The following is a 24004-nucleotide window of genomic DNA, read 5'->3' as shown; positions in this document are numbered from 1 at the left end:
ACCGTCTACGTCTCGGCCGAGGAGCTGATGGACCTCGAACACGCGCGGCTGGTGCTGCGCGGCGAGCACGGACTGGCCGTGGACCGCGGCCGGATCGTGCGCGAGGCCGTCGCCGTGGTCCTGGCCGACCTGGAGTCGCGGGGAGACGCGAGCATTCTCGTACGGCGGTTGCGCGGGCGCTGACCTGCTTGCCAGTACGCTGCCTGCGATGCCCACTCCGACGCCAGACGACACCCGACGCAGCCGGGGCTCCCGCCGACCGCTGGGGCGGGGGCCCGGCGCGGCGCCCGCCCCGGAGCCGGAGTCGTCGGCAGCGGCCACCGTCCCGGCCCCGGCCCCGCCCCCGGAGCCGGCCCGGGTGCCGGAGCGGCCAGCAGCGGACGGCGGCACGGACGCCGAGCCCCGGACGGCCCCCGAGGAGCCCGCCCAGCTCGCGGAGCCCGCCCAACTCGCCGAGCCCGCCCAGCTCGCGGAGCCCGCCCAACTCGCGGAGCCCGCCGAGCCCGCCGAACCCGAGGCCGACGACGGGCGGTTCCGGGTCGTGCTCGACAACTTCGAGGGGCCCTTCGACCTTCTCCTCCAGCTGATCTCCAAGCACAAACTGGACGTCACCGAGGTCGCGCTCTCCAAGGTCACCGACGAGTTCATGGCCCACATCCACGCCATGGGACCGGACTGGGACCTCGACCAGACCACCGAGTTCCTCGTCGTCGCGGCCACCCTCCTCGATCTGAAGGCGGCCCGTCTGCTCCCGCAGGCGGAGGTGGAGGACGAGGCGGACCTCGCGCTGCTGGAGGCCCGGGACCTGCTCTTCGCACGGCTGCTCCAGTACCGCGCCTACAAGGAGATCGCCACCATCTTCGCGGCCCGCCTCGACCTCGAGGCGCGGCGCTTCCCGCGTACGGTGGGACTGGAGCCGCACCACGCGGAGCTGCTGCCCGAGGTGGCGCTCAGCGTCGGTCCCGAGGGGTTCGCGCGGCTCGCCGTCAAGGCGATGCGGCCCAAGCCCAAGCCGCAGGTCTACGTGGAGCACATCCACGCGCCGCTCGTCAGCGTCCGGGAGCAGGCCGAGGTGGTGGTCGCGCGGCTGCGGGAACGGGGCGAGGCCAGCTTCCAGGAACTGACCGAGGACGCGGCCGACACCCTCACCGTCGTCGCCCGCTTCCTCGCGCTGCTGGAGCTGTACCGGGAACGGGCCGTCGCGCTGGAGCAGGAGGAGGCGCTGGGCACGCTGCTCGTCCGGTGGAGCGGCACGGCGGACGCCGTACCGCGGGTGACCGACGAGTTCGACCAGGAGCCAGGGGAGCGCAAGGATGACTGAACCGGCCGTGACCGGGACCGGAACCGGGACCCGGACCGACGAGGAGACCTACGAGGTGCAGGAGGCCGCCGGCGAGCGGGACGCCTCGGCGCCCGGGCCGGAGGGTGCGCCGCCCGCCGGTGCCTCCGCCGTCGCGGAGCTGGAGCTGAAGCCGGCGCTGGAGGCCGTCTTGATGGTCGTCGACGAGCCGGCCACCGCCGAGCACCTGGCGAGGGTGCTGGAGCGGCGCCCCCGCGAGGTTTCCGACGCGCTGCGCGAGCTGGCCGACGAGTACACCGTCCAGGGCCGCGGCTTCGAGCTGCGGCTGGTGGCGGGCGGCTGGCGCTTCTCCACGCGCGAGGAGTACGCGGACGCCGTCGAGCGGTTCGTGCTCGACGGGCAGCAGGCCCGGCTCACCCAGGCCGCGCTGGAGACCCTCGCCGTCGTCGCCTACCGGCAGCCGGTCAGCCGCTCCCGGGTCTCGGCGGTACGCGGTGTGAACTGCGACGGCGTGATGCGTACCCTGCTCCAGCGCGGTCTGGTGGAGGAGGCGGGCACGGAACCCGAGACAGGTGCGATCCTTTACAGGACGACGCATTACTTTCTGGAGCGTATGGGCCTGCGCGGCCTGGACGAGCTTCCGGAGCTGGCGCCCTTCCTTCCGGAAGCGGAGGCCGTGGAGGGGGAGACCCAGGAGGGCATGCCGTCGTTCGAGGTAGACGATCCTTCCCCCGACTCCCAGACGGAACATTGATGCGAAGCAGCAGCGGCAGGAACACCGGCGGTAACCGAGGCGGCAAGCAGGGCGGCACCGGCCGTCCGCGACAGGGCGGCGGCCGGCGGGGACAGCAGCAGTCGCGCGACGGCTCCCGGCAGCCGCGCCCCGAGGAGCGCCGCTACACCCAGGGCGGCGCCCCGTCCGGCGGCGGCAAGGCGGGCGGTCCCAAGAGCGGCGCCCGCAAGAACGTGACGAAGAACGCGGCCAAGCCGGCCGCCAGGAACGTCACCAAGAGCGGCGCCCCCAAGGCGCGGGCCCGCAAGGCGTCGGCGCCCGCCCGCCCCCGCGAGTACGAGGCGCAGATCGAGGAGCGCAACCGCGCCCGGCACGCCAAGCCCGCCGTCAAACTGCCCAAGACCTTCGGGCAGCCGGAGGGCGAGCGCCTCCAGAAGGTGCTGGCCAGGGCGGGCATGGGTTCGCGGCGCGCCTGCGAGGAACTGGTCGACCAGGCGAGGGTCGAGGTCAACGGCGAGATCGTCCGCGAGCAGGGGCTGCGCGTCGACCCCGAGAAGGACGAGATCAAGGTCGACGGGCTGACCATCGCCACCCAGTCGTATCTGTTCTTCGCCCTCAACAAGCCCGCCGGGGTCGTCGCCTCCATGGAGGACCCCGAGGGCCGCCAGTGCCTGGGCGACTACGTCCAGAACAGGGAGACCCGCCTCTTCCACGTGGGCCGTCTCGACACGGAGACCGAGGGCCTGATCCTGCTCACCAACCACGGCGAGCTGGCGCACCGGCTCACGCACCCCCGCTACGGCGTCGTCAAGACCTATCTGGCCGCCATCCAGGGCCCGCTGCCCCGCGACCTGGGCAAGCGGCTGAAGGACGGCATCCGCCTCGACGACGGGTACGCGCGGGCCGACCACTTCCGGGTGGTGGAGAACACCGGCAAGAACTACCTCGTGGAGGTCTCCCTGCACGAGGGCCGCAAGCACATCGTGCGGCGCATGCTCGCCGAGGCGGGGTTCCCGGTGGAGAAGCTGGTGCGGACCCGCTTCGGGCCCATCGCGCTCGGGGACCAGAAGTCCGGCTGGCTGAGGCGCCTCACCAACACCGAGGTCGGCATGCTCATGCGCGAGGTCAACCTGTAGGAGCCCGGGCCGCCCCTGGCGCGCGCCGGGCCCCTGGCGCGCGCCGGCGGGGCCCGGCCCCCGCCGGCGAGGGAGTCAGGACCAGAGCGCGAGCGAGACGGCCCGGCCCTCCTCGTCGCGCCGCACCTCCAGCATCCCGGCGACGGCGGAGCGGTTGACCCGCCCGTGGATGCGGGGCTCCGGCTCCCAGTGCACCCGGGCGTCCAGGCGGTGTTCGTCGATCATGAGGGCCATCACGGGCCCGACCGCGTTCCGGAAGCGGGCGTCCGCGACGGCCAGCGCCCGCTGCTCGTCGGCCGTGCACGGGATGAACCCGTTCTCGGCGAGCACACGCGGCGAGTAGGGCCGGTCCGGGGCCAGCAGCCAGTCGTCCAGCGGGACCACATGGAAGATCATGCCTCCACTTCTACCGTCTCACTGGGCGGGCGGCCCGCACATCCGCGCGTGCGCGGTACCTACCCTGGGCCGGCCAGGTACCGGCGGGGAGAGGAGCCACAGGTGGCGGGACGAGCGGTGCGTGCGGTGCGGGGCGCCGTCCAGCTTGACCGGGACGACGCGGAGCACATGCACGAACGGGTGGGCGAACTGCTCACCGCCGTGCTGGAGCGCAACAGCCTGACCGCCGACGACCTGATCAGCATCTGGTTCACGGCGACCCCCGACCTGCACAGCGACTTCCCGGCCGCCGCCGCCCGCAAGCTGGGCCTCGTGGACGTACCGCTGATCTGCGCCCAGGAACTGGAAGTGGCGGGCGCGATGCCGCGGGTGGTCCGTATCCTGGCCCACACAGAGACCGAGCTGCCCAGGTCCGGCATCACGCACGTCTACCTGGGCGCAGCAGCCGCACTCCGCAAGGACATCGCACAGTAATGCGCACAGCCCTCGTGCTCGGCACGGGACTCATCGGGACCTCTGCCGCGCTGGCCCTCGCCGGCCGTGGCGTGCGGGTCCACCTCAGCGACCGCGATCCGGAGCGGGCCCGGATGGCCGCCGCGCTGGGCGCCGGGACGGAGGGGGAGCCCGAGCCGGGAGCGCCCGCCGACCTGGCCGTCGTGGCCGTACCGCCCGCGCACATCGCCACCGCCGTCGCCGAGGTGCAGCGCCGGGGACTGGCCCGCGGCGTCATCGACGTCGGCAGTGTCAAGGGCGGGCCGCGCCGGGAGCTGGCCGAACGGGGCGGCGACCTGCGGACCTATCTGGGCAGCCACCCGATGTCGGGCCGCGAGCAGTCGGGACCGCTCGCGGCCACGGCCGACCTGTTCGAGGGCCGGCCCTGGGTGCTGACCCCCACACCGGGCACGGACACGGAGGTGCTCAACCTCGCGCTGGAGCTGATCGCCCTGTGCGGTGCGGTGCCGGTGGTGATGGACGCCGACGCGCACGACAGGGCCGTCGCCCTGGTCTCCCACACCCCCCACCTGCTCTCCAGCCTGGTGGCCGCACGGCTGGCCGACGCCGCCGAGACGGACGTGCGGCTGTGCGGCCAGGGCATCCGGGACGTGACGCGGATCGCCGGCTCCGACCCGGGGATGTGGGTGGACATCCTCTCCGCCAACCCGGGGCCGGTCGCCGACATCCTCGCGGAGGTCGCCGCCGATCTGGAGACGGCGGTCCGGGCCCTGCGGGAGCTGGACTCGGCCGACGAGGCCGAACGGGCCGCCGGCGCCGAGGGCATCGAGGAGCTGCTGCGCCGCGGCAACGCGGGCCGCGCCCGCGTCCCCGGCAAGCACGGCCAGGCGCCCACCGCCTACGAGACGGTCACCGTGCTCATCAGCGACCGCCCCGGCCAGCTGGCCCGGATCTTCGCGGACGCGGGATCGGTGGGCGTCAACATCGAGGACGTGCGGATCGAGCACGCGACCGGCCAGCAGGCCGGATACATGCAGCTCATGGTCGAGCCGGGCGCGGTGCCGGTGCTGGAGCAGGAGCTGCGCGAGCGCGGCTGGGCCCTGCGTACATAGGAGCCGGGGCGGCGGCCCGGGAGCGCGGCGGGAGGGATACGGCCTCCCCGGGGGCTTCGGGGAGCCGGGGCGCGGACGTGCGGCACAGCGTGTCCGTGGCAGCCGGTAGCCTTGTGCGGGGACCCAGGCCGGTCCCGTCCGCCCCATGCGCCGCCGCGCGCCGAGAGAGCCCAGGAACACGAAAGGTGCCCACCACCGTGTCTGCGACCCCAGCAGTGATTGTCGCCATCGACGGCCCCTCCGGCACGGGCAAGTCGAGCACCTCCAAGGCCGTCGCGGCCCAGCTGGGGCTGAGCTACCTCGACACCGGGGCGCAGTACCGGGCGATCACCTGGTGGATGCTGAACAACGGCGTGGACGTCTCCGACCCGGCGGCGATCGCCGCGGCCGCGGGCAAGCCCAGCATCGTCTCGGGAACGGACCCGCGCGACCCGGCCATCTCCGCCGACGGGCTGGACGCCTCCGGCCCGATCCGCACCCAGGAGGTGACCGCGGCGGTCAGCGCTGTCAGCGCCGTCCCCGAGGTCCGGGCGCGGATCACCGAGCTGCAGCGCACCATCGCGGCCGAGGCCGTCGGCGGCATCGTCGTCGAGGGCCGCGACATCGGGACCACGGTGCTGCCCCACGCGGATCTGAAGGTCTTCCTCACCGCCTCGCCCGAGGCCCGTGCCGCCCGCCGCAGCGGTGAGCTGAAGACCGCCGACGGCAAGCCCGTCACCGACCTGGCCGGCACCCAGCAGGCGCTGATCGCCCGCGACAAGGCGGACTCCAGCCGTAAGACCTCCCCGCTGAAGAAGGCCGACGACGCCGTCGAGGTGGACACCACCGAGCTGACCCTGGAGCAGGTCATCGAGTGCGTCGTCACCCTCGTGGAGAAGGCGGCGGCGGACAAGGCGGCGGCCGGGCCCATGGAGAAGGCGGCCAGGTGACACCGACCGATTCCGCTCCCGGCGAGCGGGGCGCCGCCGTCGGCCGCCGGATCGGCATCGGGCTCATGCACACCCTGTGGCGGCCCCGGGTCCTGGGTGCCTGGCGGGTCCCGCCGGGCGGCCCGGTGATACTCGCGGTCAACCACGCGCACAACATCGACGGGCCCATGCTGATGGGGACGGCGCCCCGGCCGGTGCACTTCCTGATCAAGAAAGAGGCGTTCACCGGCCCGCTGGACCCGTTCCTGCGGGGCATCGGCCAGCTGGAGGTGGACCGCACGACGGCCGACCGGGGTGCGATCACCCGTGCGCTGGCGGTGCTGGAGCGCGGCGGCGTGCTGGGGATCTTCCCGGAGGGCACGCGGGGCGAGGGCGACTTCGCCGCGCTGCGCTCCGGGCTGGCCTACTTCGCGCTGCGCTCCGGCGCTCCCGTCGTCCCGGTCGCGGTGCTCGGCAGCGCCGACCGCCCGGGCCGGCTGATACGGGCGCTGCCGCCGCTGCGCAGCCGGGTCGACGTGGTCTTCGGTGACCCCTTCACCGTGGGCGACGGGTCCGGGCGGCGGACGCGGAAGGCGCTGGACGAGGCCACCGTGCAGCTCCAGCAGCGGCTGTCGGCACATCTGCAGGACGCCAGACGGCTGACCGGCCGCTGACCCGTACGAAGACCGGCCGCCGCAAGCACTCCGCGGCCCCTTCACGAACTTTGGACGACGAGGACGAGACGTCATGAACGACCAGATGCACCCCGCCGACGACGGCATCGAGCACGGCCACGGTGAGCTGGGTGACGCCGAGTTCGCCGAGTTCATGGAACTGGCCGCCGAGGAGGGCTTCGACCGGGAGGAGGTCGAGGGCGCGCTCGGCGAGGCCGGCCACGGGCCGCTGCCGGTGCTCGCCGTGGTGGGCCGCCCCAATGTCGGCAAGTCGACGCTGGTGAACCGGATCATCGGCCGCCGCGAGGCCGTCGTGGAGGACCGCCCCGGCGTGACGAGGGACCGGGTCACCTACGAGGCGGAGTGGGCGGGCCGCCGCTTCAAGGTGGTGGACACCGGCGGCTGGGAGCAGGACGTCCTCGGCATCGACGCCTCCGTCGCCGCCCAGGCCGAGTTCGCCGTGGAGGCCGCCGACGCCGTGGTGTTCGTGGTGGACGCCACGGTGGGCGCCACCGACACCGACGAGGCCGTCGTCAAGCTCCTGCGCCGGGCGGGCAAGCCGGTGGTGCTCTGCGCCAACAAGGTGGACGGCCCCTCGGGCGAGGCGGACGCCGCCTATCTGTGGTCGCTCGGCCTGGGCGAGCCCCACCCGGTCTCCGCGCTGCACGGGCGCGGTACGGGCGACATGCTGGACGAGGTCCTCAAGGCGCTGCCCGAGGCGCCCCGCGAGACCTTCGGGGACGTCGTGCTGGGCGGTCCGCGCCGGGTGGCCCTCATCGGCCGCCCCAACGTCGGCAAGTCCTCGCTGCTGAACAAGGTGGCGGGCGAGGAGCGCGTCGTCGTCGACCCACTGGCCGGTACCACCCGGGACCCGGTGGACGAGCTGATCGAACTGGGCGGCAAGACCTGGAAGTTCGTGGACACCGCCGGTATCCGGCGCCGCGTCCACATGACCGAGGGCGCCGACTACTACGCCTCGCTGCGCACGGCGGCCGCGCTGGAGAAGGCCGAGGTGGCGGTGGTGCTGATCGACGTCAGCGAGTCGATCAGCACCCAGGACCTGCGCATCATCACCATGGCCGTCGAGTCGGGCCGTGCCGTCGTCCTCGCGTACAACAAGTGGGACACCCTGGACGAGGAGCGGCGCTTCTACCTGGAGCGGGAGATCGAGCAGGAGCTGGTCCACGTGCGGTGGGCGCCGCGCGTCAACGTCTCGGCCCGTACCGGGCGGCACGTGGAGAAGCTGGTGCCCGCCATCGAGACGGCGCTGGAGAGCTGGGAGACCCGGGTGCCGACGGGGAAGCTCAACGCCTTCCTCGGGGAACTCGTGGCCTCCCACCCGCACCCGGTGCGGGGCGGCAAGCAGCCGCGCATCCTCTTCGGCACGCAGGCCGGCACCAAGCCGCCCCGCTTCGTGCTGTTCGCCTCCGGCTTCCTGGAGGCGGGCTACCGCCGCTACATCGAGCGGCGGCTGCGCGAGGAGTTCGGTTTCGAGGGGACGCCGGTGCAGATCTCGGTGCGGGTGCGCGAGAAGCGCGGCCGCAAGAAGTAGCGCGTACGGGCCGCCGCCGCGCGCCCGGCCCGGCCGTCAGTGGTGGTGGCCGTGGCGGGGGCCGGGGGCAGTGCGGGGAGGTGCCAGGCGGGGGTGTGCCAGGAGGCGGCCGACCGCTGCTCGTCGGACCAGGAACCGCTGCCGGTGCCGTGCACCGTGCCGAACCCCTCGAAACGCAGCTCCTCCTCGCCCGTGCGGTCACCGGGCAGGGCGCGGAAGAGTCTGCGGTACTCCGCGTACAGCGAGTCGTAGATGGGCGTGGACCCTTCCGGTGACGCGCTGTGCGGAGACCGCATCCGCGGAACCGCGGGGGCAACGGGCGCGGCGGTCACGCGTCCGTTGCCGGGGTGGGCTGGGTGGGCTCGGAGAGGCTCGTATTGCTGCACGTCTGCCCAACGACCGTACGGCGGGCCGGATGCGGTCCCGGGCCGCGAATGACCTGATCGCACGGTGTACCGCCGCCCGTTCGCGTCGCCGCTCACGCCGGGGCTCCCGGGCGCGGTGCGGGGCGGCTCATGTCCCCGCCAGCGGCATCGTGCCGGCCACCAGCACCCCGCCGGCCGCCGCCTTCTCCAGGGCCTCCCGCAGCAGGTCCTCGCGGGGCTGCTGGCCGATGGAGCCCGCGGGCGCCGCGTAGACCAGGACGGTGTGGCTCTTGGCCGCCGCCGTACGCCAGCCCTCGGTCACGGCCAGCGGCTGGTGCGCCTGCCACCAGGCGACGGGCTGGGTGCCGGGCGTGGCGGGGGGCTGGAGGATGGCGTGCAGCTGCCCCATCGCCAGCAGCACCGACCAGCCGGCGACCGGGGCGGGCAGCTGCGCGACATCGGTGACCGGCAGGAAGCCGTGCTCGATCAGCAGGGGCAGGAAGTCGTCCCCCGGACCGTCGGAGCCGGGGCGCGCGATGGGGCCGGTGGGCTCGACCACGATGGCCGGATGCAGTGTGTCGTCGAGGAGGACCTGACCGCACGTCACACCGAGGACGGCCTGGCGGGTGCCCTGCCCCGGCGCGGCCGGCCGGGCGGGGGGAGCGGCGGGTGCCTGCTCCTGCGGGGAGCCGGGGGAGGGGGCGGGAACGGCGTGCCGGCCCGTCTCCTCGGCGGTGAGGGACTGCACGGCCCCCTGGAGCTGGTCCTCCGCCACGGACACGACCTGGGAGGGGATGCAGGACGCGTGCGCGAAAGCGAGGACGGCCGTCTCCTCCCCGACGAACAGCACGGTGCTGGTGCGTTCCTGGTGGGTGTTGCCCCGGGCGCGGCAGGACGTGCAGTCGTACTCTCCTGGGGTGTTCTCTCCGGCGAGCAGCCTCTCGGCTTCTGCCTCGCCGATCTCGGCGCGTACGGCGTCGCTGACATCGAGCATGGGGGACACGGGAGCTCCTGGCTTTCGGTTCGTGTTCGGAGTGGACAACGGGTGATCTGTGGTCACGGTCACGCGCGGGCGCGTGCGGGTGTCCTCCGAGTGCCCGGATCCGGTCACCTACGCGGGGCAGTGCTTCACGCACTGTCAACAGAGGTGCTGGGTACGCGAGTTCGACTCGTGAAGTGACTCACAGCGAGCGCTCCCGGCTGTTAACTACTGCCGGGAATGCCCCTGTTTATGGGGTGTCCGAAAACCGCTGTTATAGCAAGTAACACTCATCTGACCTGGAGAGATGAGGATCCGGTTTTAAATCGGGCGAGCCGCCCATACATTTCACGACGGTGCAACGAGCACCGCCCGGGACGGGCGGAGCCGAGTGCGGGCGCCCGATGCGCCCCGCGACTCGTCCGCACGGGGGAGCAGAGGGGGAACCCGGGATCGTGGAGAGGGTTTGATTTGTCCAAGCGTCGTACAGCAGCGGTGCTCACGGGTGCCGGTATCGCCGCCCCGCTCGCCCTGCTCGCCGCCACCGCCCAGACGGCCTCGGCGGCGCCCAACGACGGAGTGTGGGACCGCATCGCACAGTGCGAGAGCGGGGGGAACTGGCAGACGAACACCGGCAACGGCTACTCCGGCGGACTCCAGTTCTCGGCGAGTACGTGGAAGGCGTACGGCGGTGGGGCCTACGCGCCCACCGCGGCCCAGGCCAGCAGGTCGGAGCAGATCGCCGTGGCCTCCAAGGTCCAGCGGGCCCAGGGCTGGGGCGCCTGGCCCAACTGCTCGGTGAAGGCGGGCGCCTCCGGCACGCCGCCCCAGTCGGGTGCGGCGCCGTCCCCGAGCCGGAGCGGCCCCCGGCAGCCGCAGCCGCGGGAGACCGGGACCCAGCAGCCGCAGGAGCGCCCCGCCACGCACCCGAACCGCGGCTCGGGGCGCGTCGGTAGCGGCGACTACACGGTCAGGCCCGGCGACACCCTCGGCTCGATCGCCGCGGCGCACGGGAAGGGCTGGAAGCAGCTCTACAGCGCCAACAAGGACGTCATCGGCTCCGACCCCGACTTCATCGTGGCCGGCCAGAAGCTCGACGTCTGAGCGGTCACCGCGGGCCGCCCTCGGGTGGGCCCTTCGGCGCGCGCCCCGCGCGGGCGCGTGCCGGGTGAGTGAGCGGCGGCCCCGCCGGGTTCCGTACCCGGCGGGGCCGTTGTCGTGCGGACTGCCCAAACGATCAGCCTGCAACAAAAGTTCCCGCTGGGGCGTCACAGAAGTGAAACCATTCAGAACTTTTCTGAAACAACCTGCTCAGCGCACCCAACCCTCCCAGGCATTTAACGGTCTACCTGGGTGACAGGCGGACAGAGGGGGACTGACCGCGGAGATGTATGGGACTCGGGTGAAATGCACATTTCATTTCTGCTTCACAACGGGTACGCCATCGGGGGAACCGTCCGTACCACCTACAACCTGGCCCGCTGCCTGGCCGAACACCACGATGTGGAAGTCGTCTCGGTCTTCCGCAGCCGCGACCGGCCCGTCTTCGACCCCGGGCCCAGGGTGAGACTCCGCCACCTCGTCGACACCCGCGCGGTACGCGACCCGGCGAGCCTGGGCGCCGAACACACGCGGCCCGCCCAGGTCTTCCCGGAGGCCGACGGCAAGTACCCGATGTACAGCGCCCTGACCGACCGCCTCATCGGGGAACACCTGGCCACCACCGAGGCCGATGTCGTCGTCGGCACCCGGCCCGGCCTCAACACCCACATCGCACGCCAGACCCGCCGCGGCCCCGTACGGCTGGGTCAGGAGCACCTCACCCTCGCGACCCACTCCCGCCGCCTGAAACTCGTCCTGCGCAGCGTCTACCCCCGGCTCGACGCACTGACCACCGTCACCGAGGCCGACGCCGCCGACTACCGCCGCATGATGCGGCTGCCCGGTGTCCGGGTGGAGGCCGTGCCCAACAGCGTGCCCGCCCCCGGTGTCAGCCCGGCCGACGGCAGCAGCAAGTGGGTCGTCGCGGCCGGCCGGCTGGCTCCGGCCAAGCGGTACGACCTGCTCATCCGGGCGTTCGCCAAGGTGGTGGCCGAACGGCCGGACTGGCGGCTGCGGATCTACGGCGGCGGACGCGAGCGGCCGGGGCTCCGTGCCCTCATCGACGAACTGGGCCTCTACAACCACGTCTTCCTCATGGGCCCCACCCATCCCATCGAGTCGGAGTGGCCCAAGGGCTCGATAGCGGCCGTCACCTCCAGTCTGGAGTCCTTCGGCATGACCATCGTCGAGGCCATGCGCTGCGGACTCCCCGTCGTCGCGACGGACTGCCCGCACGGCCCCGCCGAGATCATCCGCTCCGGCGTCGACGGACACCTCGTCCCGATGGGCGACGAGGGCGCCGTCGCCGGGGCGCTGCTGGACCTCATCAACGACGACGCCCTGCGCCGCCGCATGGGCCGCGCGGCCCTCGCCGACTCCGAACGCTTCGACCCCGCCCGGATCGGCGCCCGCTACGAGTCGATGATGCGCGAGCTGGCGAGCAAGGGAAGCCGCGGGCTGCACCGCACCCGCGCCTCGCTGCTGAGCGGGGCCTACGCGGTCAAGGACGCGCTCGCCGGCGTGGGGCCCGGAGCGCTCCAGGGAGGACGGACCGCATGAGCGGCAGCACCACCGAGACCGCCACCGGCGCGAGGGGGACCGAGACCCCGCACGCCGCGCCCCGCACGGCCACCCTCTCCGCCGCCGGGGCACAGCACCACCCCGACCCCGGAGAACCCGTGCCCCCACAGACCTCCGCAAGTGCCCCGGTCGCCGACTGCACCGCCGACAGCGCGGGCGGCCTCACCTTCGACGTACGGCTGCCGGCCGCGCGGACACCGGCGGGAGAGGCGGCGCTGCTGCTGCGCCGCCGCCCCGGGGCGTCCGGCGAGACGGAAGAGGTCAGACTGCCGCTGGCCCCCGTGCAGGAGGCCGCCGACGGAACGCTGCGCGCCGCGCTGCCCAGCACCGTACGGCTCAGCGAGGGCCGCTGGAACGCCTTCCTCGCCCTGCCCGGCCGGCAGCCGCGCAGACTCACGCCCGGCCTCAACGACCTGCGGTCGCTGGTCGACCGCGTTCCGCAGGAGAACCGCAGCTGGCTCGGCGTGCGCATCCCGTACGCCACCAAGAACGGCAACCTCAGCATCCGCGCCTGGGTGCGCTGGCCGCACGCCGAGGCCGGCGCGCTGCGCGTGGACGAGGGCGGGCTCGAGCTGAGCGGGCGGCTCTACGGTGCCAAGGTCACGCCGACCGCGCGGCTGGAGGCACGGCCGCGCCGCGGGGAGGGCCCGCCGGTCGTGGCCGAGGTGCGCGCGGGGGACGGCGACGCGCGGGACTTCACCGCCGCGCTGCCGTACCCGCCGCTGGCCGTGCACCGGCTGTGGGACCTGTGGCTGCGCCCCGCCGAGGACGCCGAGGCGGTACGCGTCGCACGCATCCTGGACGACGTCCCCGACAAGAAGCGGATCTTCACCTACCCCGCCCGGCCCGTCCGTCCGGTCGCCGGTGCGGGTGCGGGTGCGGGTGTCGGCGACCGGGCCGGTGACGCGCGCACGCTCACCGCCAGGCCCTACTACACGCTCAACAACGACCTGGCGGTCGCGGTGGAGCGTGCCGCCTCCTGAGGCGGGTCCGCTCGCGGACAGACCGTGTCCGCGAGCAGTGCCAGACTCGGCCGCATGCTGGAGACCTCGGCACGCCTGCTCAGGCTGCTCTCACTGCTGCAGACCCACCGCGACTGGTCGGGCAACGACCTCGCCGAGCGGCTCGGTGTCAGCCCCCGCACCGTCCGCCGCGACGTGGACCGGCTGCGCGGGCTGGGCTACCCCGTCCACTCCACCAGCGGCACCGCGGGCGGCTACCAGCTCGGCGCCGGGGCCCGACTGCCGCCGCTGCTGCTGGACGACGAGGAGGCCGTCGCCGTGGCGGTGGGGCTGCGCGGCGCGGCGGCCGGCGGCATCGAGGGCATCGGGGAGTCCTCGGCCCGCGCCCTCGCCAAGCTCGAACAGGTCCTGCCGCACCGGCTGCGCCGCCGGGTGGGCGCGCTCAGCGAGTTCACCGTCCCCATGGTCGGGCCGCACCGCGGCCCCGTCGTCGAGGCCGCCGTGCTGGCCGAGCTGGCGCACGCCTGCCGCGACCACGAGCGGCTGCGCTTCCGGTACGAGACGCACCAGGGCACCCCCTCGCGGCGTACCGTCGAGCCGCACCGGCTGGTGACCACGCACCGCCGCTGGTACCTGGTCGGCTGGGATGTGGACCGCGCCGACTGGCGGACCTTCCGCGTCGACCGGATCGAGCTGATCCCGCCGCACGGCCCCGGTTTCGCCCCCCGCACCCCGCCGGCCGAGGACCTGGCGGCCTGGGTGTCCGAGGGGGTCTCCACCCGTGTCTACCCTGTGCGCACCACCGTGCTGCTGCACGCCCCCATGGAGCGGGCGGCCGAGCGGATATCGATGTCCGCCGGGATGCTGGAACCCGTCGACGAGCACAGCTGCCTGCTGCGTACCGGGGGGTACTCGCTGGAGGCGGTGCTCGTCCACGTCCTGATGCTCGGCTTCGACTTCGAGGTGCGCGAGCCGGAGCCGCTGCGGGAGCACATGGCGGAGCTGCGCGACCGTCTGTCCCGCTCCCTGGGGCCGCACTCCGGTGAACACGGGTAAGTCTTGCGCGGAGAGTTCCGGAACTCTTCCGACAGTCTTAAGGTCTTCTTCCGAGTACGTTCCGGAATTCATGGGAACAGCGTCTCCGCCGTGAATTCCGGGGCATGATCGCCCATGCGGAATCCGTCGAATTACGAGCGGCGAAGAAGGCACCAACGAGTGACCCCCGCAACGGCGGGCCGTGCACCGAGCGTTGTGACACAAGCGTGACGAGGCCGCGGCGGAGGCGGGACTTCCGGCGGTACGGACCGTGAGCCTACGGTGGGTGCATGGCACCCGATCCCGCGAACCACCGGCTCCCCGACGACGACCCGGAGACCTATGTGGGCCTGGCCGCGCAGGAGGCCGAACGCCGCGCCCGGGAGCGCGGCTGGTCCAGCGTGCGGCAGCTGGCGCCGGACGCCGTCATCACCATGGAGTACGTGACCGGGCGGCTCAACCTGGCGGTCAGCGACGGCCAGGTGGTGCGCTGCTGGCAGGGCTGACCGGCCCCTTCGCCGCTCCGGCGGAGGGGTACGCGCCCGGCGGCGGGGGACCCCGGCACGCGCTCAGTAGCGCGAGGCCGGGGCGCGCACCTCGTCGGCGGCGCGCGGCATCGCCGGGCGCGCTCCCGGTTCCTGCGCGGGAACCCGCGGCCCGACCAGCGTCTGCCGTGCGGAGACCGGCTGCCCGGTGGGGGAGGCCGAGGAGGAGGGTCTGGGTGCCAGCGGTGACCCCGCCGTGGTGAACCGTTCGCGCAGCGCGAAGACGAGGGCCTCCACCCGGGCGATGGCCGGCTCGCACCAGGGCAGCCCCAGCAGGATCACCAGCCCCGCGGCCCAGCCCAGGAGCACGTCGCTCACCCAGTGCGTACCGAGGTAGACCGTGGTGGCGCCCACGCCGAGTGCGAAGACGGCCCCGACGACGGACAGCCACCGGCGGGCCCGCGGCGTGGTGGCCAGATAGGCGAGGATGCCCCAGGTCACCACGGCGTTGGCGGTGTGACCCGAGGGGAATATATCGCCGCCGGCCCACAGCTCCGCCGAGCCGATCTGGGTGGCGTAGTGCGGTCCCAGCCGTCCCAGGCCGATCTTGACCGCGCCGACCGAGGCGTTGAGCAGCAGCAAGGCGAATCCGAGGGCCAGCAGCGGACGCAGGGTGCGCTGCCGCCAGGACCGCCAGCCCAGCCAGGCGGCCACCAGCACCGCGGTGGGACCGCGCTGGCCCAGTACCACGAAGGCGTCCAGGAAGCCGTGCACCTCGGGCCACTGCTTGTACGGGCGGAAGAGCATGACCTGCCAGTCGAGCTGGACGAGCCATGTCGTGCCCAGGACGGCGACCACGATCGCCAGGTAGAAGGCGACCGTGACGCTGAACAGACCCAGCCGGACGCGGCTCATCCGCGGGAACGGGCCGCGGGGGCGGTGAGGCTCCTGCTCCAGCCGGGAGAGGATTCGGTCGGTACGCACCTAATCGAGATTACCGCGCGTGAAGAGCGCGTTCGGCTACGGCGGGCTCTTCGTGATGCCGATGTGATGTGCAAAAGCGCGGCACTCGCGCTTAGGTTCTGTTTATCTCGGTCGATTCCCGGGCCGATGGAATGTGTCGCGGGGGACGTGAAGCGACTTCCGTCACAGGTGGGTTGACGGGGAATTCCGTCATTACCCCGCGCGCGCGGGTTTTCTCCGCGGTCCGGCACCGTCCGGCGGGGCGTCACGGCGGGCCGGAGCCGTTCAGCCACCAGGCGCCGTAGACGGCGGAGGCCGCCGCGAGCGCGCCCAGCGCGAGCGCCGCGTGCGCGGGCCGCCGGCGGGCCAGCGCGGCGGCCGGGGGGAGCAGCAGCGGGAAGGCGGGCAGCAGCAGCCGCGGCTTGGAGCCGAAGTACCCCTTGGCACCCAGCGCGAGCACCACCACGACCCCCGCGTAGGCCAGCAGGGCGGCCGGCTGCCGCTGCTGTACGCACAGGACGTACAGCCAGATCACCAGCGCGACGCCAGCGAGCAGTCCGAGCCCGCCGACGACGGTGCCCGTCAGGTTCTCACCGACGAAGCCCGCGAAGGCCCGGCCGCCGTCGAAGCCGTTGCCCCACTGCGCCTGGACGTCCAGGTATCCGGTGGCCTTCCCGGTGCGGACGCCCACCCACACCACGTACCCGAACCAGCCCAGCGGGGCCAGCAGCAGTCCCACCGCCATCCGCGCCTGGGGCCGGCGCCGCTCGCGGCCCAGCACGAGCAGCGCCGTGAGCCACACCGCGGCCACCACCGCCGCGCCCACCGGACGCGTCAGCCCCGCCAGCGCGGCCAGGGAGCCGGCCCACACCCACCGGCCGGTCAGCACCGCCCACAGCGCCCACGCGGCCAGCGCGGTGAACAGCGACTCGCTGTAGGCCATCGACTGCACCACACCGACCGGTACGGCACCCCACAGCACCGCCAGGCAGACGCCCGCGCGGCGGCCGTGCAGCCGCTCGCCGACCAGGTACAGCGCCCACGCGGCCGCCAGCGACGCCAGGCCGCTCACCAGCAGCCCGGTATCCGGTGCGGTCAGCGGCGTCAGCCGGGAGCCGGCACTCTCCAGACCCGGCAGCAGTGGGAAGAACGCCAGGTCGGAGTGGCTGCCGCCGCCCGGCAGCGAGACCGTGTAGCCGTAGTGGCCCTCGGCGACCCGCGTGTACCAGAGCGAGTCCCAGCGGGCGGCGAGCAGCGTGTGGACGCTCGTCCCGCGTGCCGCGCACCAGACCGCCAGCACGGCGAGGCCCAGGGCCCGCACGCCCGCGTACGCCAGCACGGCGGCGGCTGGCCGCCGCCACGCCCCCGTGCGGGTGTCCGGGGGAACGGCTGTGCGCGTGCGGGGGTGGCCGGGGCCGGCGAGGTCAGTCATCCGGACGATTATTGGTCACCCGTCTCGCACCCCGGGCAGCGGGACGCAAACCCCCGGCGGACCGGGCAGGGCGCGGAAGCCGCGGGAAATCGCTGTCATGACAGGCCGCATCCCGGGCAGATGCACCGGAAGCGCTCCACTCGTTGAATGGGGGAGCGGTGGACGCCCGCCACGACTCGCGTACGCTAACCGGCACTCGCCCCTCTTCACCGGGCCGGAGCCGACGCCGAACGGGCCGCGCGGGACAGCCGCCGCGACCCGGGCAGCCGTCCCCCACCCCCTTACGGCTGGCCCGCGGGCGCGAGAGCAACAGGAGGTGCGTACATGCCCGGGACGACCACGGCCATAGCGCGGCAGGCGGCGGACGTCCCCCCACCGGGTCCGCACGGGGCGGACCGGCACAACCGGTGGGTCGTGCTCGTCGTCCTGTGCGCGAGCCTGCTGCTGGTGGCCATCGACGCCACCGTGCTGCACGTCGCCGTCCCCGCCGTCTCCGAGGACCTCCGGCCGGGCGCGGTCGAACTGCTGTGGATCGTGGACGCCTACCCGCTGGTGTGCGCCTCGCTCCTCATCCTGTTCGGCACGCTCGGTGACAAGGTCGGCACCCGACGGGTGCTGCTGTTCGGCTACACGCTCTTCGCCGCCGCCTCCGCCGTCGCCGCCTTCGCGCACAGCCCCGGCGTCCTGATCGGCGCCCGGGCGCTGCTCGGCGTCGGCGGCGCCATGATCATGCCGGCCACGCTCTCGATACTCCGCCAGGTCTTCCCCGACCGCCGGGAGCGCGCGCTGGCCGTCGGGGTGTGGAGCGCCGTCGCCGCGGTGGGCGCCGCCATCGGCCCCCTGGTGGGCGGCCTGCTGCTGGAGCACTTCTGGTGGGGCTCGGTCTTCCTGATCAACCTTCCGCTGATGGCCGCCGGCCTCCCGCTGGGGCGGTGGCTGCTGCCCGAGTCCGTCAGCGGCAGCGACGGGCCGTGGGACGTGCTGGGCGCCGTGATGGCGGCGGCCGGACTCTTCGGCGTCATATTCGGGGTCAAACAGGCCGGGGGCGGTGAGCCGCTCTCGCCGCTGTGCTGGCTCCCGCTGGCGGCCGGAGCCCTGCTCATCGCGCTGTTCGTCCGCAGGCAGCGCGGGCGCCCGCACCCCCTGATCGACTTCGGCACCCTCACCCGCGCCGCCTTCGGCACCTCGGTCGGCTGCATCGTGCTGACGGTGCTGGCCCTGGTCGGCCTCGCGCTGATCGCCGCCCAGTACCTCCAGCTCGTCCTGGGCCTCTCCCCGCTGGAGACCGGGCTGCGGCTGCTGCCGCTGTCTCTCGCCGCCATCGCCGCCGGGCTCCTCGGCTCGCGGCTGCTGGCGCTGCTGGGGCCGCGCAGGATGGTCGCGCTCGGCTTCCTGGCCACCGCGGTGGCCGTGCTGTGCCTCACGGGAGTGGGGCAGCACGACCGGCCCGGCCTGCTGGTCGGCGGGTTCGTGCTGCTGGGCTTCGGCCTGGAGACGACGCTGTTCGGCTGCTACGAGTCGATGCTGAGCGAGGCCCCGGCCGAGCACTCGGGCGGCGCGGCGGCCGTCGGCGAGACCGCCTACCAGCTCGGCGCCGGCATCGGCATCGCCCTCCTCGGCAGCGTGATGAACGCCGCCTACGGGCCGGGCGTGCGCAGCGCCGCCGCCCGCGTCGGCCTGTCCGCGAGCGACGGCGCGGACGCCAGCCATTCGCTGGGCGAGGCGTACGAGGTCGCCGGGCACGTCGGGGGCGGCGCCGGTGAGGCCCTGCGGCACGCGGCACGCTCCTCGTTCGTGACGGGGCTGCACGTGACGCTGCTGGTCAGCGCCGCGCTGCTGGTCGCCGGGGCGCTGGCGGCGCTGCGGCTGCCGCGCCGCATGGACGGTACGGCGGGTGCGCGGGAGCACCCGGAGGAGCGCGACGACCGGACACGGCCCGGCTCCGGGAGGCCCGCCGAGGCGGGCGGCGGGCGCCCCTTGTCGCGGGGCGTTACCCAGTCGTAGCGTCAGCCGGGTAGCCGTGATCATCTCCCCCTCCCGGAGGCCCCGCCCATGAGCACGCAGTCACCGGCACCGGCGTTCGACCCGCACGATCCGCTGGGGATCGACGACCTGCTCGACGACGAGGACCGCGCCGTGCGCGACACCGTGCGCTCCTGGGCCGCCGACCGTGTCCTGCCGCACGTCGCCGACTGGTACGAGCGCGGTGAGCTGCCCGGCGTGCGGGAGCTGGCCCGCGAACTCGGCTCCCTCGGTGCTCTGGGCATGTCCCTGACCGGGTACGGCTGCGCCGGGGCCGGCGCCGTCCCGTACGGCCTCGTCTGCCTGGAGCTGGAGGCCGCCGACTCCGGCATCCGCTCCCTGGTCTCGGTCCAGGGGTCGCTGGCCATGTACGCCATCCACCGGTTCGGCAGCGAGGAGCAGAAGCAGCGGTGGCTGCCCGCCATGGCGGCGGGCGAGGTGATCGGCTGTTTCGGACTGACCGAGCCCGACCACGGCTCCGACCCCGGCGGCATGCGGACCTACGCCAGGCGGGACGGCGGGCCGGCCGGGGACTGGGTGCTCACCGGCCGCAAGATGTGGATCACCAACGGCTCGGTCGCCGGGGTCGCCGTGGTCTGGGCCCGTACCGACGACGGCATCCGCGGCTTCCTCGTCCCCACCGACACCCCGGGCTTCTCGGCCCCCGAGATCAAGCACAAGCTGTCCCTGCGCGCCTCGGTCACCAGCGAACTCGTCCTCGACGAGGTGCGGCTCCCCGCCGACGCGGTGCTGCCGGAGGCGCACGGGCTGCGCGGCCCGCTCAGCTGTCTGAGCCACGCCCGGTACGGCATCGTGTGGGGCGCGATGGGGGCGGCCCGCGCCTGCTTCGAGGCGGCGCTGTCCTACGCCACCGGGAGGGAGCAGTTCGGCAGGCCTCTGGCCGGCTTCCAGCTCACCCAGGCCAAGTTGGCCGACATGGCGGTCGAACTGCACAAAGGGGTGCTGCTCGCCCACCATCTGGGGCGGCGGATGGACGCGGGCCGGCTGCGGCCGGAGCAGATCAGCTTCGGCAAGCTGAACAACACCAGGGAAGCCCTCAGGATCTGCCGCACCGCACGGACCGTGCTGGGGGCCAACGGGATCTCGCTGGAGTACCCGGTGATGCGGCACAGCACGAATCTGGAGTCCGTGCTGACGTACGAGGGGACCGTGGAGATGCACCAACTAGTGCTGGGCAAGGCCCTGACGGGGATCGACGCTTTCCGGGGCTAGGGGGTGGGGCCCCGCGCCCGCGCTCCGGCAGCCGCCTCGTGGGCCGCCGTCTCCCCTCCACCCGCCCCTCAGAGGGCGGGTGGAGGGGGGTCAGCTCTGGTTGAAGAAGCCGCCGGGCTCGCGGCGTTCCTCGTTGGTGACGACCTTGTAGTCGGGGGGCGTCAGCAGGAAGACCCGGTTGGCGACGCGCTCGATGGAGCCGCGCAGCCCGAAGGTCAGCCCGGCGGCGAAGTCGACGACGCGCTTGGCGTCGGCGGGGTCCATGGCGGTGAGGTTCACGATCACCGGCACCCCGTCCCGGAAGAGTTCGCCGATGCCGCGGGCGTCCCGGAAGCAGTCCGGGCTGACCGTCGCGATCTTGGTGCCCTGGTCCTGCGCGGTCTCGGCGGTGACCCGGACCCTGGGGTCGGTGACCCACGCCTCGCGTGCGGCGTCCCCGGGTTCCGGGCCCCCGGCCGGGCCGTCGTCCCCGTCGGCATAGTCGTAGTAACGCATCTCGCTGTCGTCGACGAGGCCCAGCCAGGCACTCGCCTTGCGCACCGATCCCATGGACGCCTCCTTTCCTCTGCGCGGTGTCCCACCTGTTCTCAGCGCTCCGCCGCGGGTCCGCAACCCCTATGGTCGTCCATGATGCTGATGATGCGCCAAGCGGATACCCTTCCCGCCCGTTTTTCGTGACGGTTCTGGTGCAGAACACCTGGCGACCGATCAGGGTCCTTGTGCTGCCCGACCGGTGACGGTCCGCGAGAGGGCCCGCATTGTCCCGTTACCAGTCGAATGGTACGGCTGTCAGGGACCTCCGAGCGAGCGACTGTCCCCGCACGCACCCGGATTGACCCAGGTGGTGACCAGGTCCTTCTCCTCCCCGTTCCGGTCCGGGTCAAACGGCGTGCGCGGCAGGGGTTCCGGCTCCGCGTGGCGGAGCCCCGGGCGCCGAACCGGACCCAGGGAGACCGAAAGACGCCCTTGCCGGACCGGAAAATCACTGCGAATACTCCATGCAGCGTTTGTCAGGAGCACGCTTTGATTTCCCTGAACGGGAGGAAAAGTGAGGATCAAGCGCACCACAGCCGGCGACAGCATGGCACGCCGCAGACGCACCAGGCTGATCGCCCTCGCGTCGGGCATGGCGGCGGCCGGGGCGCTCATCGCGCCGGCCACGGCCTCCGCCGAAGCTCCGTCCCCCCACACCTACTCGGCGACCCAGCTCGGCGCGGCGAGCGACGCCGTGCTCGACGCGGACGTGGCCGGTACCGCCTGGCACGTCGACAAGGAGAGCGGCAAGCTCGTCGTGTCCGCCGACAGCCGCGTCTCGGGTGCCGAACTGGCCCGGATCGAGCAGGCCGCGGGCAAGAACGCGGGCGCCCTGGAGATCCGGCGCGTCAAGGGCACGTTCAAGAAGTACCTTTCGGGCGGGGACGCCATCTACACGGGGTCCGCCCGCTGCTCGGCGGGCTTCAACGTCCGCAGCGGCAGCACCTACTACCTGCTGACCGCCGGGCACTGCACCGAACTCGGCGGGAACTGGCACACCAACTCCAGCCGCACCACCCTGATCGGCCCCACCGCCGGCTCCAGCTTCCCCGGCAACGACTACGGGCTCGTGCGCTACAGCAACACCGGCGTCTCCCACCCCGGCACCGTCGGCAGTGTCGACATCACCGGTGCGGGTGACGCGCGCGTCGGCCAGAGCGTGACCCGGCGCGGCAGCACCACCGGTATCCACAGCGGCCAGGTCACCGGCCTCAACGCCACGGTCAACTACGGCGGCGGCGACATCGTCTCGGGTCTGATCCAGACCACCGTGTGCGCGGAGCCGGGCGACAGCGGCGGCCCCCTCTACTCGGGCGGTACCGCGCTCGGCCTCACCTCCGGCGGCAGCGGCAACTGCAGCAGCGGCGGCACCACCTTCTTCCAGCCGGTGCGCGAAGCGCTCAGCGCGTACGGAGTGAGCGTCTACTGACGCCACCCGGTACGCCCCACTGAGCCCCACTGACGTGTGCCCGTGCATGCCCCCTGGGTGCGTGCACGGGCACATGCGTGTCCGCGCACGCCCCTTGTGCGCCTTCTGCTCCTTTGGAGGATCCCGTGGACGGCCGGTGAAGGAGTGCACCCGAAATCCGGTCGCGCGGGGGCGATTACCGGTCAGGTCTACTCCTCACCTGGCGAACACGCGGCGTCGCGGCGGGTGTTCGCCCGGGCGGACGTCGGGGACACGAAGGGACGTTCGGCACCTTGACAGCGCGACCGAACTTCCGGTCGGCTGACGTGATCTGAACCTTGTGCGGGGTTCGGCGGCTCGCAATACTCGGCGCCACAAGTTGGCATGGACGCGACTTCTTGATGGGTAAGAGGCCCGTGTCCGTACTTCCTCCTGGGGCGTCCGATCCTCGGACGCCCCAACCCCCCACTGGAGGTTCCACGTTGTCACAGCACCGACGCGTACCCAAGCGCCGCCTCGTCCTCGCGGGGGCGGCCGTCGCCGCACTCGCCGCCGGGACGCTGACGGCCACCGCGGCCAACGCCTCCCAGGACGCCCCCACGGCGAAGACGCTCTCCGCCGCGTCGGCGGGTGAACTCGCCACCAAGCTCACCAAGGACATCAAGGGCCACGCGGGCTCCTACTACGACGCCAAGGCCAGGCAGCTCGTCGTGAACGTCACGAACGGCGCGGCCAAGGAGAAGGCCGAGGCCGCCGGGGCCCGGGCCCGGGTCGTCGAGCACACGCTGGCCCAGCTCGACTCCGTCAAGAACTCCCTCACGAAGAAGAACATCCCCGGCACCGCCCGCGCGGTGGACGTACGGACCAACAAGGTCGTCGTCACCGCCGACAAGACGGTCAAGGGCGCCAAGCTCGCCGAGCTGCGCAAGGCCGTCGAGGCGCAGGGCGGCAAGGCCGAACTGAAGCGCACCAACGGCGAGTTCACCACCAGGATCGCCGGCGGCGACGCCATCTGGGGCGACGGCGGCCGCTGCTCGCTCGGCTTCAACGTCACCACCGCGGACGGCAAGCCCGGCTTCCTGACCGCCGGCCACTGCACCACCGCGATCTCCTCCTGGTCCGACAGCCAGGGCGGCCAGGAGATCGCCAAGAGCGGCGACGGCAAGTTCCCGGGCAACGACTACGGCATCGCCACCTACACCGGCGAGGTGGACCACCCCAGCGAGGTCAACCTCTACAACGGCAGCGCCCAGGCCATCTCCGGCGCCGGTGAGGCCCAGGTCGGCCAGAAGGTCACCCGCAGCGGCAGCACCACCCAGGTCCACGACGGCACGGTCAAGGCGCTGGACGCCTCCGTCACCTACCCCGAGGGCACCGTGGACGGGCTGATCCAGACCGACGTCTGCGCCGAGCCCGGCGACAGCGGCGGCTCGCTCTTCGCGGACGACAAGGCGCTCGGCCTCACCTCCGGCGGCAGCGGTGACTGCTCCTCCGGTGGCGAGACCTACTTCCAGCCGGTGCCCGCCGCCCTCGACGCCCTGGGCGCCAAGATCGGCTGAGGCCCGCCTGGCCGGCGCGCCGGGCGGCCGGCTTTGGCCGCGGGCCGTCCCCGCGGGATCCTGGGGGTCCACCCCGGCGGT

The 24004-nt window shown here is 73.1% G+C and carries 23 protein-coding genes and 1 pseudogene; 18 read left to right on the top strand and 6 right to left on the bottom strand.

The annotated features are described in order from the left end of the window. The 4 genes and pseudogenes from FM076_RS06465 to FM076_RS06450 form a co-directional block, all read left to right on the top strand. A pseudogene (locus FM076_RS06465) lies at positions 1–183 on the top strand (hypothetical protein); the annotation flags it as partial. A 25-nt stretch (positions 184–208) separates the two neighbouring features. Continuing rightward, entirely contained in the window at positions 209–1321 is a 1113-nt protein-coding gene (locus tag FM076_RS06460; protein WP_173868954.1) for a segregation and condensation protein A, read from the top strand. Next, positions 1314–2054 carry an SMC-Scp complex subunit ScpB gene (gene scpB, locus FM076_RS06455; RefSeq protein WP_243274337.1) on the top strand — a complete coding sequence of 247 codons (741 nt, stop codon included), beginning with the start codon at positions 1314–1316 and terminating at the stop codon, positions 2052–2054. Before FM076_RS06460 ends, scpB begins: the two co-directional genes overlap by 8 nt. After that, positions 2054–3169 carry a pseudouridine synthase gene (locus tag FM076_RS06450; protein ID WP_173868953.1) on the top strand — a complete coding sequence of 372 codons (1116 nt, stop codon included), beginning with the start codon at positions 2054–2056 and terminating at the stop codon, positions 3167–3169. Before scpB ends, FM076_RS06450 begins: the two co-directional genes overlap by 1 nt. 75 nt (positions 3170–3244) lie before the next feature. Here FM076_RS06450 and FM076_RS06445 read toward each other — a convergent pair whose 3' ends face one another. Continuing rightward, positions 3245–3565 (bottom strand): DUF952 domain-containing protein, encoded by a 321-nt coding sequence (locus FM076_RS06445; RefSeq protein WP_173868952.1) that lies wholly within the window; start codon positions 3563–3565, stop codon positions 3245–3247. A 102-nt stretch (positions 3566–3667) separates the two neighbouring features. On the opposite strand from FM076_RS06445, the gene aroH reads away from it, so the two are divergent. The 5 genes from aroH to der all read left to right on the top strand — a co-directional run bounded on the left by aroH (position 3668) and on the right by der (position 8264). Beyond that, on the top strand, positions 3668–4039 hold the full coding sequence (gene aroH, locus FM076_RS06440; RefSeq protein ID WP_173868951.1) for a chorismate mutase: 372 nt from the start codon (positions 3668–3670) through the stop codon (positions 4037–4039). Then, positions 4039–5130, top strand: a complete 1092-nt coding sequence (locus tag FM076_RS06435; protein WP_173868950.1) for a prephenate dehydrogenase — start codon at positions 4039–4041, stop codon at positions 5128–5130. The genes aroH and FM076_RS06435 overlap by 1 nt, the downstream gene beginning before the upstream one ends. Positions 5131–5345: 215 nt before the next feature. After that, a complete protein-coding gene (gene cmk / locus FM076_RS06430; RefSeq protein WP_173874542.1) occupies positions 5346–6059 on the top strand; it encodes a (d)CMP kinase in 714 nt (237 codons plus the stop codon). Then, the gene (locus FM076_RS06425) at positions 6056–6712 is read left to right on the top strand and encodes a lysophospholipid acyltransferase family protein (protein WP_345944902.1); all 657 of its coding nucleotides are present in this window, start codon (positions 6056–6058) and stop codon (positions 6710–6712) included. Before cmk ends, FM076_RS06425 begins: the two co-directional genes overlap by 4 nt. 73 nt (positions 6713–6785) lie before the next feature. Beyond that, entirely contained in the window at positions 6786–8264 is a 1479-nt protein-coding gene (gene der, locus FM076_RS06420; RefSeq protein WP_173868949.1) for a ribosome biogenesis GTPase Der, read from the top strand. On the opposite strand, the gene FM076_RS06415 is transcribed toward der, so the two are convergent. Both FM076_RS06415 and FM076_RS06410 read right to left on the bottom strand, forming a co-directional pair. Continuing rightward, positions 8168–8560, bottom strand: coding sequence for a hypothetical protein (locus FM076_RS06415; RefSeq protein ID WP_173867888.1), 393 nt, complete (start codon positions 8558–8560; stop codon positions 8168–8170). The genes der and FM076_RS06415 overlap by 97 nt on opposite strands. A gap of 217 nt (positions 8561–8777) precedes the next feature. Next, a complete protein-coding gene (locus tag FM076_RS06410; protein WP_173874541.1) occupies positions 8778–9623 on the bottom strand; it encodes a hypothetical protein in 846 nt (281 codons plus the stop codon). A gap of 456 nt (positions 9624–10079) precedes the next feature. Between FM076_RS06410 and FM076_RS06405 the strand changes: the two genes are divergently transcribed. From FM076_RS06405 to FM076_RS06385, 5 genes are all read left to right on the top strand, one after another. Then, positions 10080–10712, top strand: coding sequence for a transglycosylase family protein (locus FM076_RS06405; protein ID WP_173868948.1), 633 nt, complete (start codon positions 10080–10082; stop codon positions 10710–10712). Positions 10713–11015: 303 nt separating this feature from the next. After that, positions 11016–12269: a glycosyltransferase family 4 protein gene (locus tag FM076_RS06400; RefSeq protein ID WP_173868947.1), complete on the top strand. Its 1254-nt coding sequence runs from the start codon at positions 11016–11018 to the stop codon at positions 12267–12269. Beyond that, positions 12266–13273 carry a hypothetical protein gene (locus FM076_RS06395; RefSeq protein ID WP_173868946.1) on the top strand — a complete coding sequence of 336 codons (1008 nt, stop codon included), beginning with the start codon at positions 12266–12268 and terminating at the stop codon, positions 13271–13273. Before FM076_RS06400 ends, FM076_RS06395 begins: the two co-directional genes overlap by 4 nt. 54 nt (positions 13274–13327) lie before the next feature. Then, on the top strand, positions 13328–14308 hold the full coding sequence (locus tag FM076_RS06390) for a helix-turn-helix transcriptional regulator (protein ID WP_173868945.1): 981 nt from the start codon (positions 13328–13330) through the stop codon (positions 14306–14308). 269 nt (positions 14309–14577) lie between these two features. Beyond that, positions 14578–14793, top strand: a complete 216-nt coding sequence (locus tag FM076_RS06385) for an I78 family peptidase inhibitor (protein ID WP_173868944.1) — start codon at positions 14578–14580, stop codon at positions 14791–14793. A gap of 63 nt (positions 14794–14856) precedes the next feature. Here the strand turns inward: FM076_RS06385 and FM076_RS06380 are convergent, their stop codons facing one another. Together FM076_RS06380 and FM076_RS06375 are read right to left on the bottom strand one after the other, a co-directional pair. Then, positions 14857–15756 carry a phosphatase PAP2 family protein gene (locus tag FM076_RS06380; RefSeq protein ID WP_345944901.1) on the bottom strand — a complete coding sequence of 300 codons (900 nt, stop codon included), beginning with the start codon at positions 15754–15756 and terminating at the stop codon, positions 14857–14859. Between the two features lie 244 nt (positions 15757–16000). Beyond that, on the bottom strand, positions 16001–17167 hold the full coding sequence (locus FM076_RS06375) for a glycosyltransferase family 39 protein (RefSeq protein ID WP_173868943.1): 1167 nt from the start codon (positions 17165–17167) through the stop codon (positions 16001–16003). A gap of 324 nt (positions 17168–17491) precedes the next feature. Between FM076_RS06375 and FM076_RS06370 the strand changes: the two genes are divergently transcribed. Together FM076_RS06370 and FM076_RS06365 are read left to right on the top strand one after the other, a co-directional pair. Continuing rightward, positions 17492–19171, top strand: coding sequence for an MFS transporter (locus FM076_RS06370; RefSeq protein ID WP_173868942.1), 1680 nt, complete (start codon positions 17492–17494; stop codon positions 19169–19171). 48 nt (positions 19172–19219) lie between these two features. After that, on the top strand, positions 19220–20422 hold the full coding sequence (locus FM076_RS06365; RefSeq protein WP_173868941.1) for an acyl-CoA dehydrogenase family protein: 1203 nt from the start codon (positions 19220–19222) through the stop codon (positions 20420–20422). A gap of 90 nt (positions 20423–20512) precedes the next feature. Here the strand turns inward: FM076_RS06365 and FM076_RS06360 are convergent, their stop codons facing one another. Next, positions 20513–20971 carry a cell division protein SepF gene (locus FM076_RS06360; protein WP_173868940.1) on the bottom strand — a complete coding sequence of 153 codons (459 nt, stop codon included), beginning with the start codon at positions 20969–20971 and terminating at the stop codon, positions 20513–20515. Between the two features lie 499 nt (positions 20972–21470). Here FM076_RS06360 and FM076_RS06355 point away from each other — a divergent pair, with 499 nt between their 5' ends. Together FM076_RS06355 and FM076_RS06350 are read left to right on the top strand one after the other, a co-directional pair. Further along, on the top strand, positions 21471–22385 hold the full coding sequence (locus FM076_RS06355; protein ID WP_173868939.1) for a trypsin-like serine protease: 915 nt from the start codon (positions 21471–21473) through the stop codon (positions 22383–22385). A gap of 461 nt (positions 22386–22846) precedes the next feature. Then, the gene (locus FM076_RS06350; protein ID WP_243274335.1) at positions 22847–23923 is read left to right on the top strand and encodes a S1 family peptidase; all 1077 of its coding nucleotides are present in this window, start codon (positions 22847–22849) and stop codon (positions 23921–23923) included. Positions 23924–24004 lie beyond the last annotated feature (81 nt).

The organism is Streptomyces albus subsp. chlorinus, from assembly GCF_013302895.1.
GTDB lineage: Bacteria > Actinomycetota > Actinomycetes > Streptomycetales > Streptomycetaceae > Streptomyces > Streptomyces chlorinus.
Note: the sequence above shows the minus strand (reverse complement) of the source record. Positions and strands in the feature narration are given on the sequence as shown.

Bases quoted from the DNA above. Each gene is read 5' to 3' on its own strand.
- FM076_RS06460 (WP_173868954.1), top strand. From the start codon at position 209: ATGCCCACTCCGACGCCAGACGACACCCGACGCAGCCGGGGCTCCCGC.
- scpB (WP_243274337.1), top strand. From the start codon at position 1,314: ATGACTGAACCGGCCGTGACCGGGACCGGAACCGGGACCCGGACCGAC.
- FM076_RS06450 (WP_173868953.1), top strand. From the start codon at position 2,054: ATGCGAAGCAGCAGCGGCAGGAACACCGGCGGTAACCGAGGCGGCAAG.
- FM076_RS06445 (WP_173868952.1), bottom strand. From the start codon at position 3,565: ATGATCTTCCATGTGGTCCCGCTGGACGACTGGCTGCTGGCCCCGGAC.
- FM076_RS06435 (WP_173868950.1), top strand. From the start codon at position 4,039: ATGCGCACAGCCCTCGTGCTCGGCACGGGACTCATCGGGACCTCTGCC.
- der (WP_173868949.1), top strand. From the start codon at position 6,786: ATGAACGACCAGATGCACCCCGCCGACGACGGCATCGAGCACGGCCAC.
- FM076_RS06415 (WP_173867888.1), bottom strand. From the start codon at position 8,560: ATGCGGTCTCCGCACAGCGCGTCACCGGAAGGGTCCACGCCCATCTAC.
- FM076_RS06410 (WP_173874541.1), bottom strand. From the start codon at position 9,623: ATGCTCGATGTCAGCGACGCCGTACGCGCCGAGATCGGCGAGGCAGAA.
- FM076_RS06400 (WP_173868947.1), top strand. From the start codon at position 11,016: ATGCACATTTCATTTCTGCTTCACAACGGGTACGCCATCGGGGGAACC.
- FM076_RS06395 (WP_173868946.1), top strand. From the start codon at position 12,266: ATGAGCGGCAGCACCACCGAGACCGCCACCGGCGCGAGGGGGACCGAG.
- FM076_RS06390 (WP_173868945.1), top strand. From the start codon at position 13,328: ATGCTGGAGACCTCGGCACGCCTGCTCAGGCTGCTCTCACTGCTGCAG.
- FM076_RS06385 (WP_173868944.1), top strand. From the start codon at position 14,578: ATGGCACCCGATCCCGCGAACCACCGGCTCCCCGACGACGACCCGGAG.
- FM076_RS06375 (WP_173868943.1), bottom strand. From the start codon at position 17,167: ATGACTGACCTCGCCGGCCCCGGCCACCCCCGCACGCGCACAGCCGTT.
- FM076_RS06370 (WP_173868942.1), top strand. From the start codon at position 17,492: ATGCCCGGGACGACCACGGCCATAGCGCGGCAGGCGGCGGACGTCCCC.
- FM076_RS06365 (WP_173868941.1), top strand. From the start codon at position 19,220: ATGAGCACGCAGTCACCGGCACCGGCGTTCGACCCGCACGATCCGCTG.
- FM076_RS06360 (WP_173868940.1), bottom strand. From the start codon at position 20,971: ATGGGATCGGTGCGCAAGGCGAGTGCCTGGCTGGGCCTCGTCGACGAC.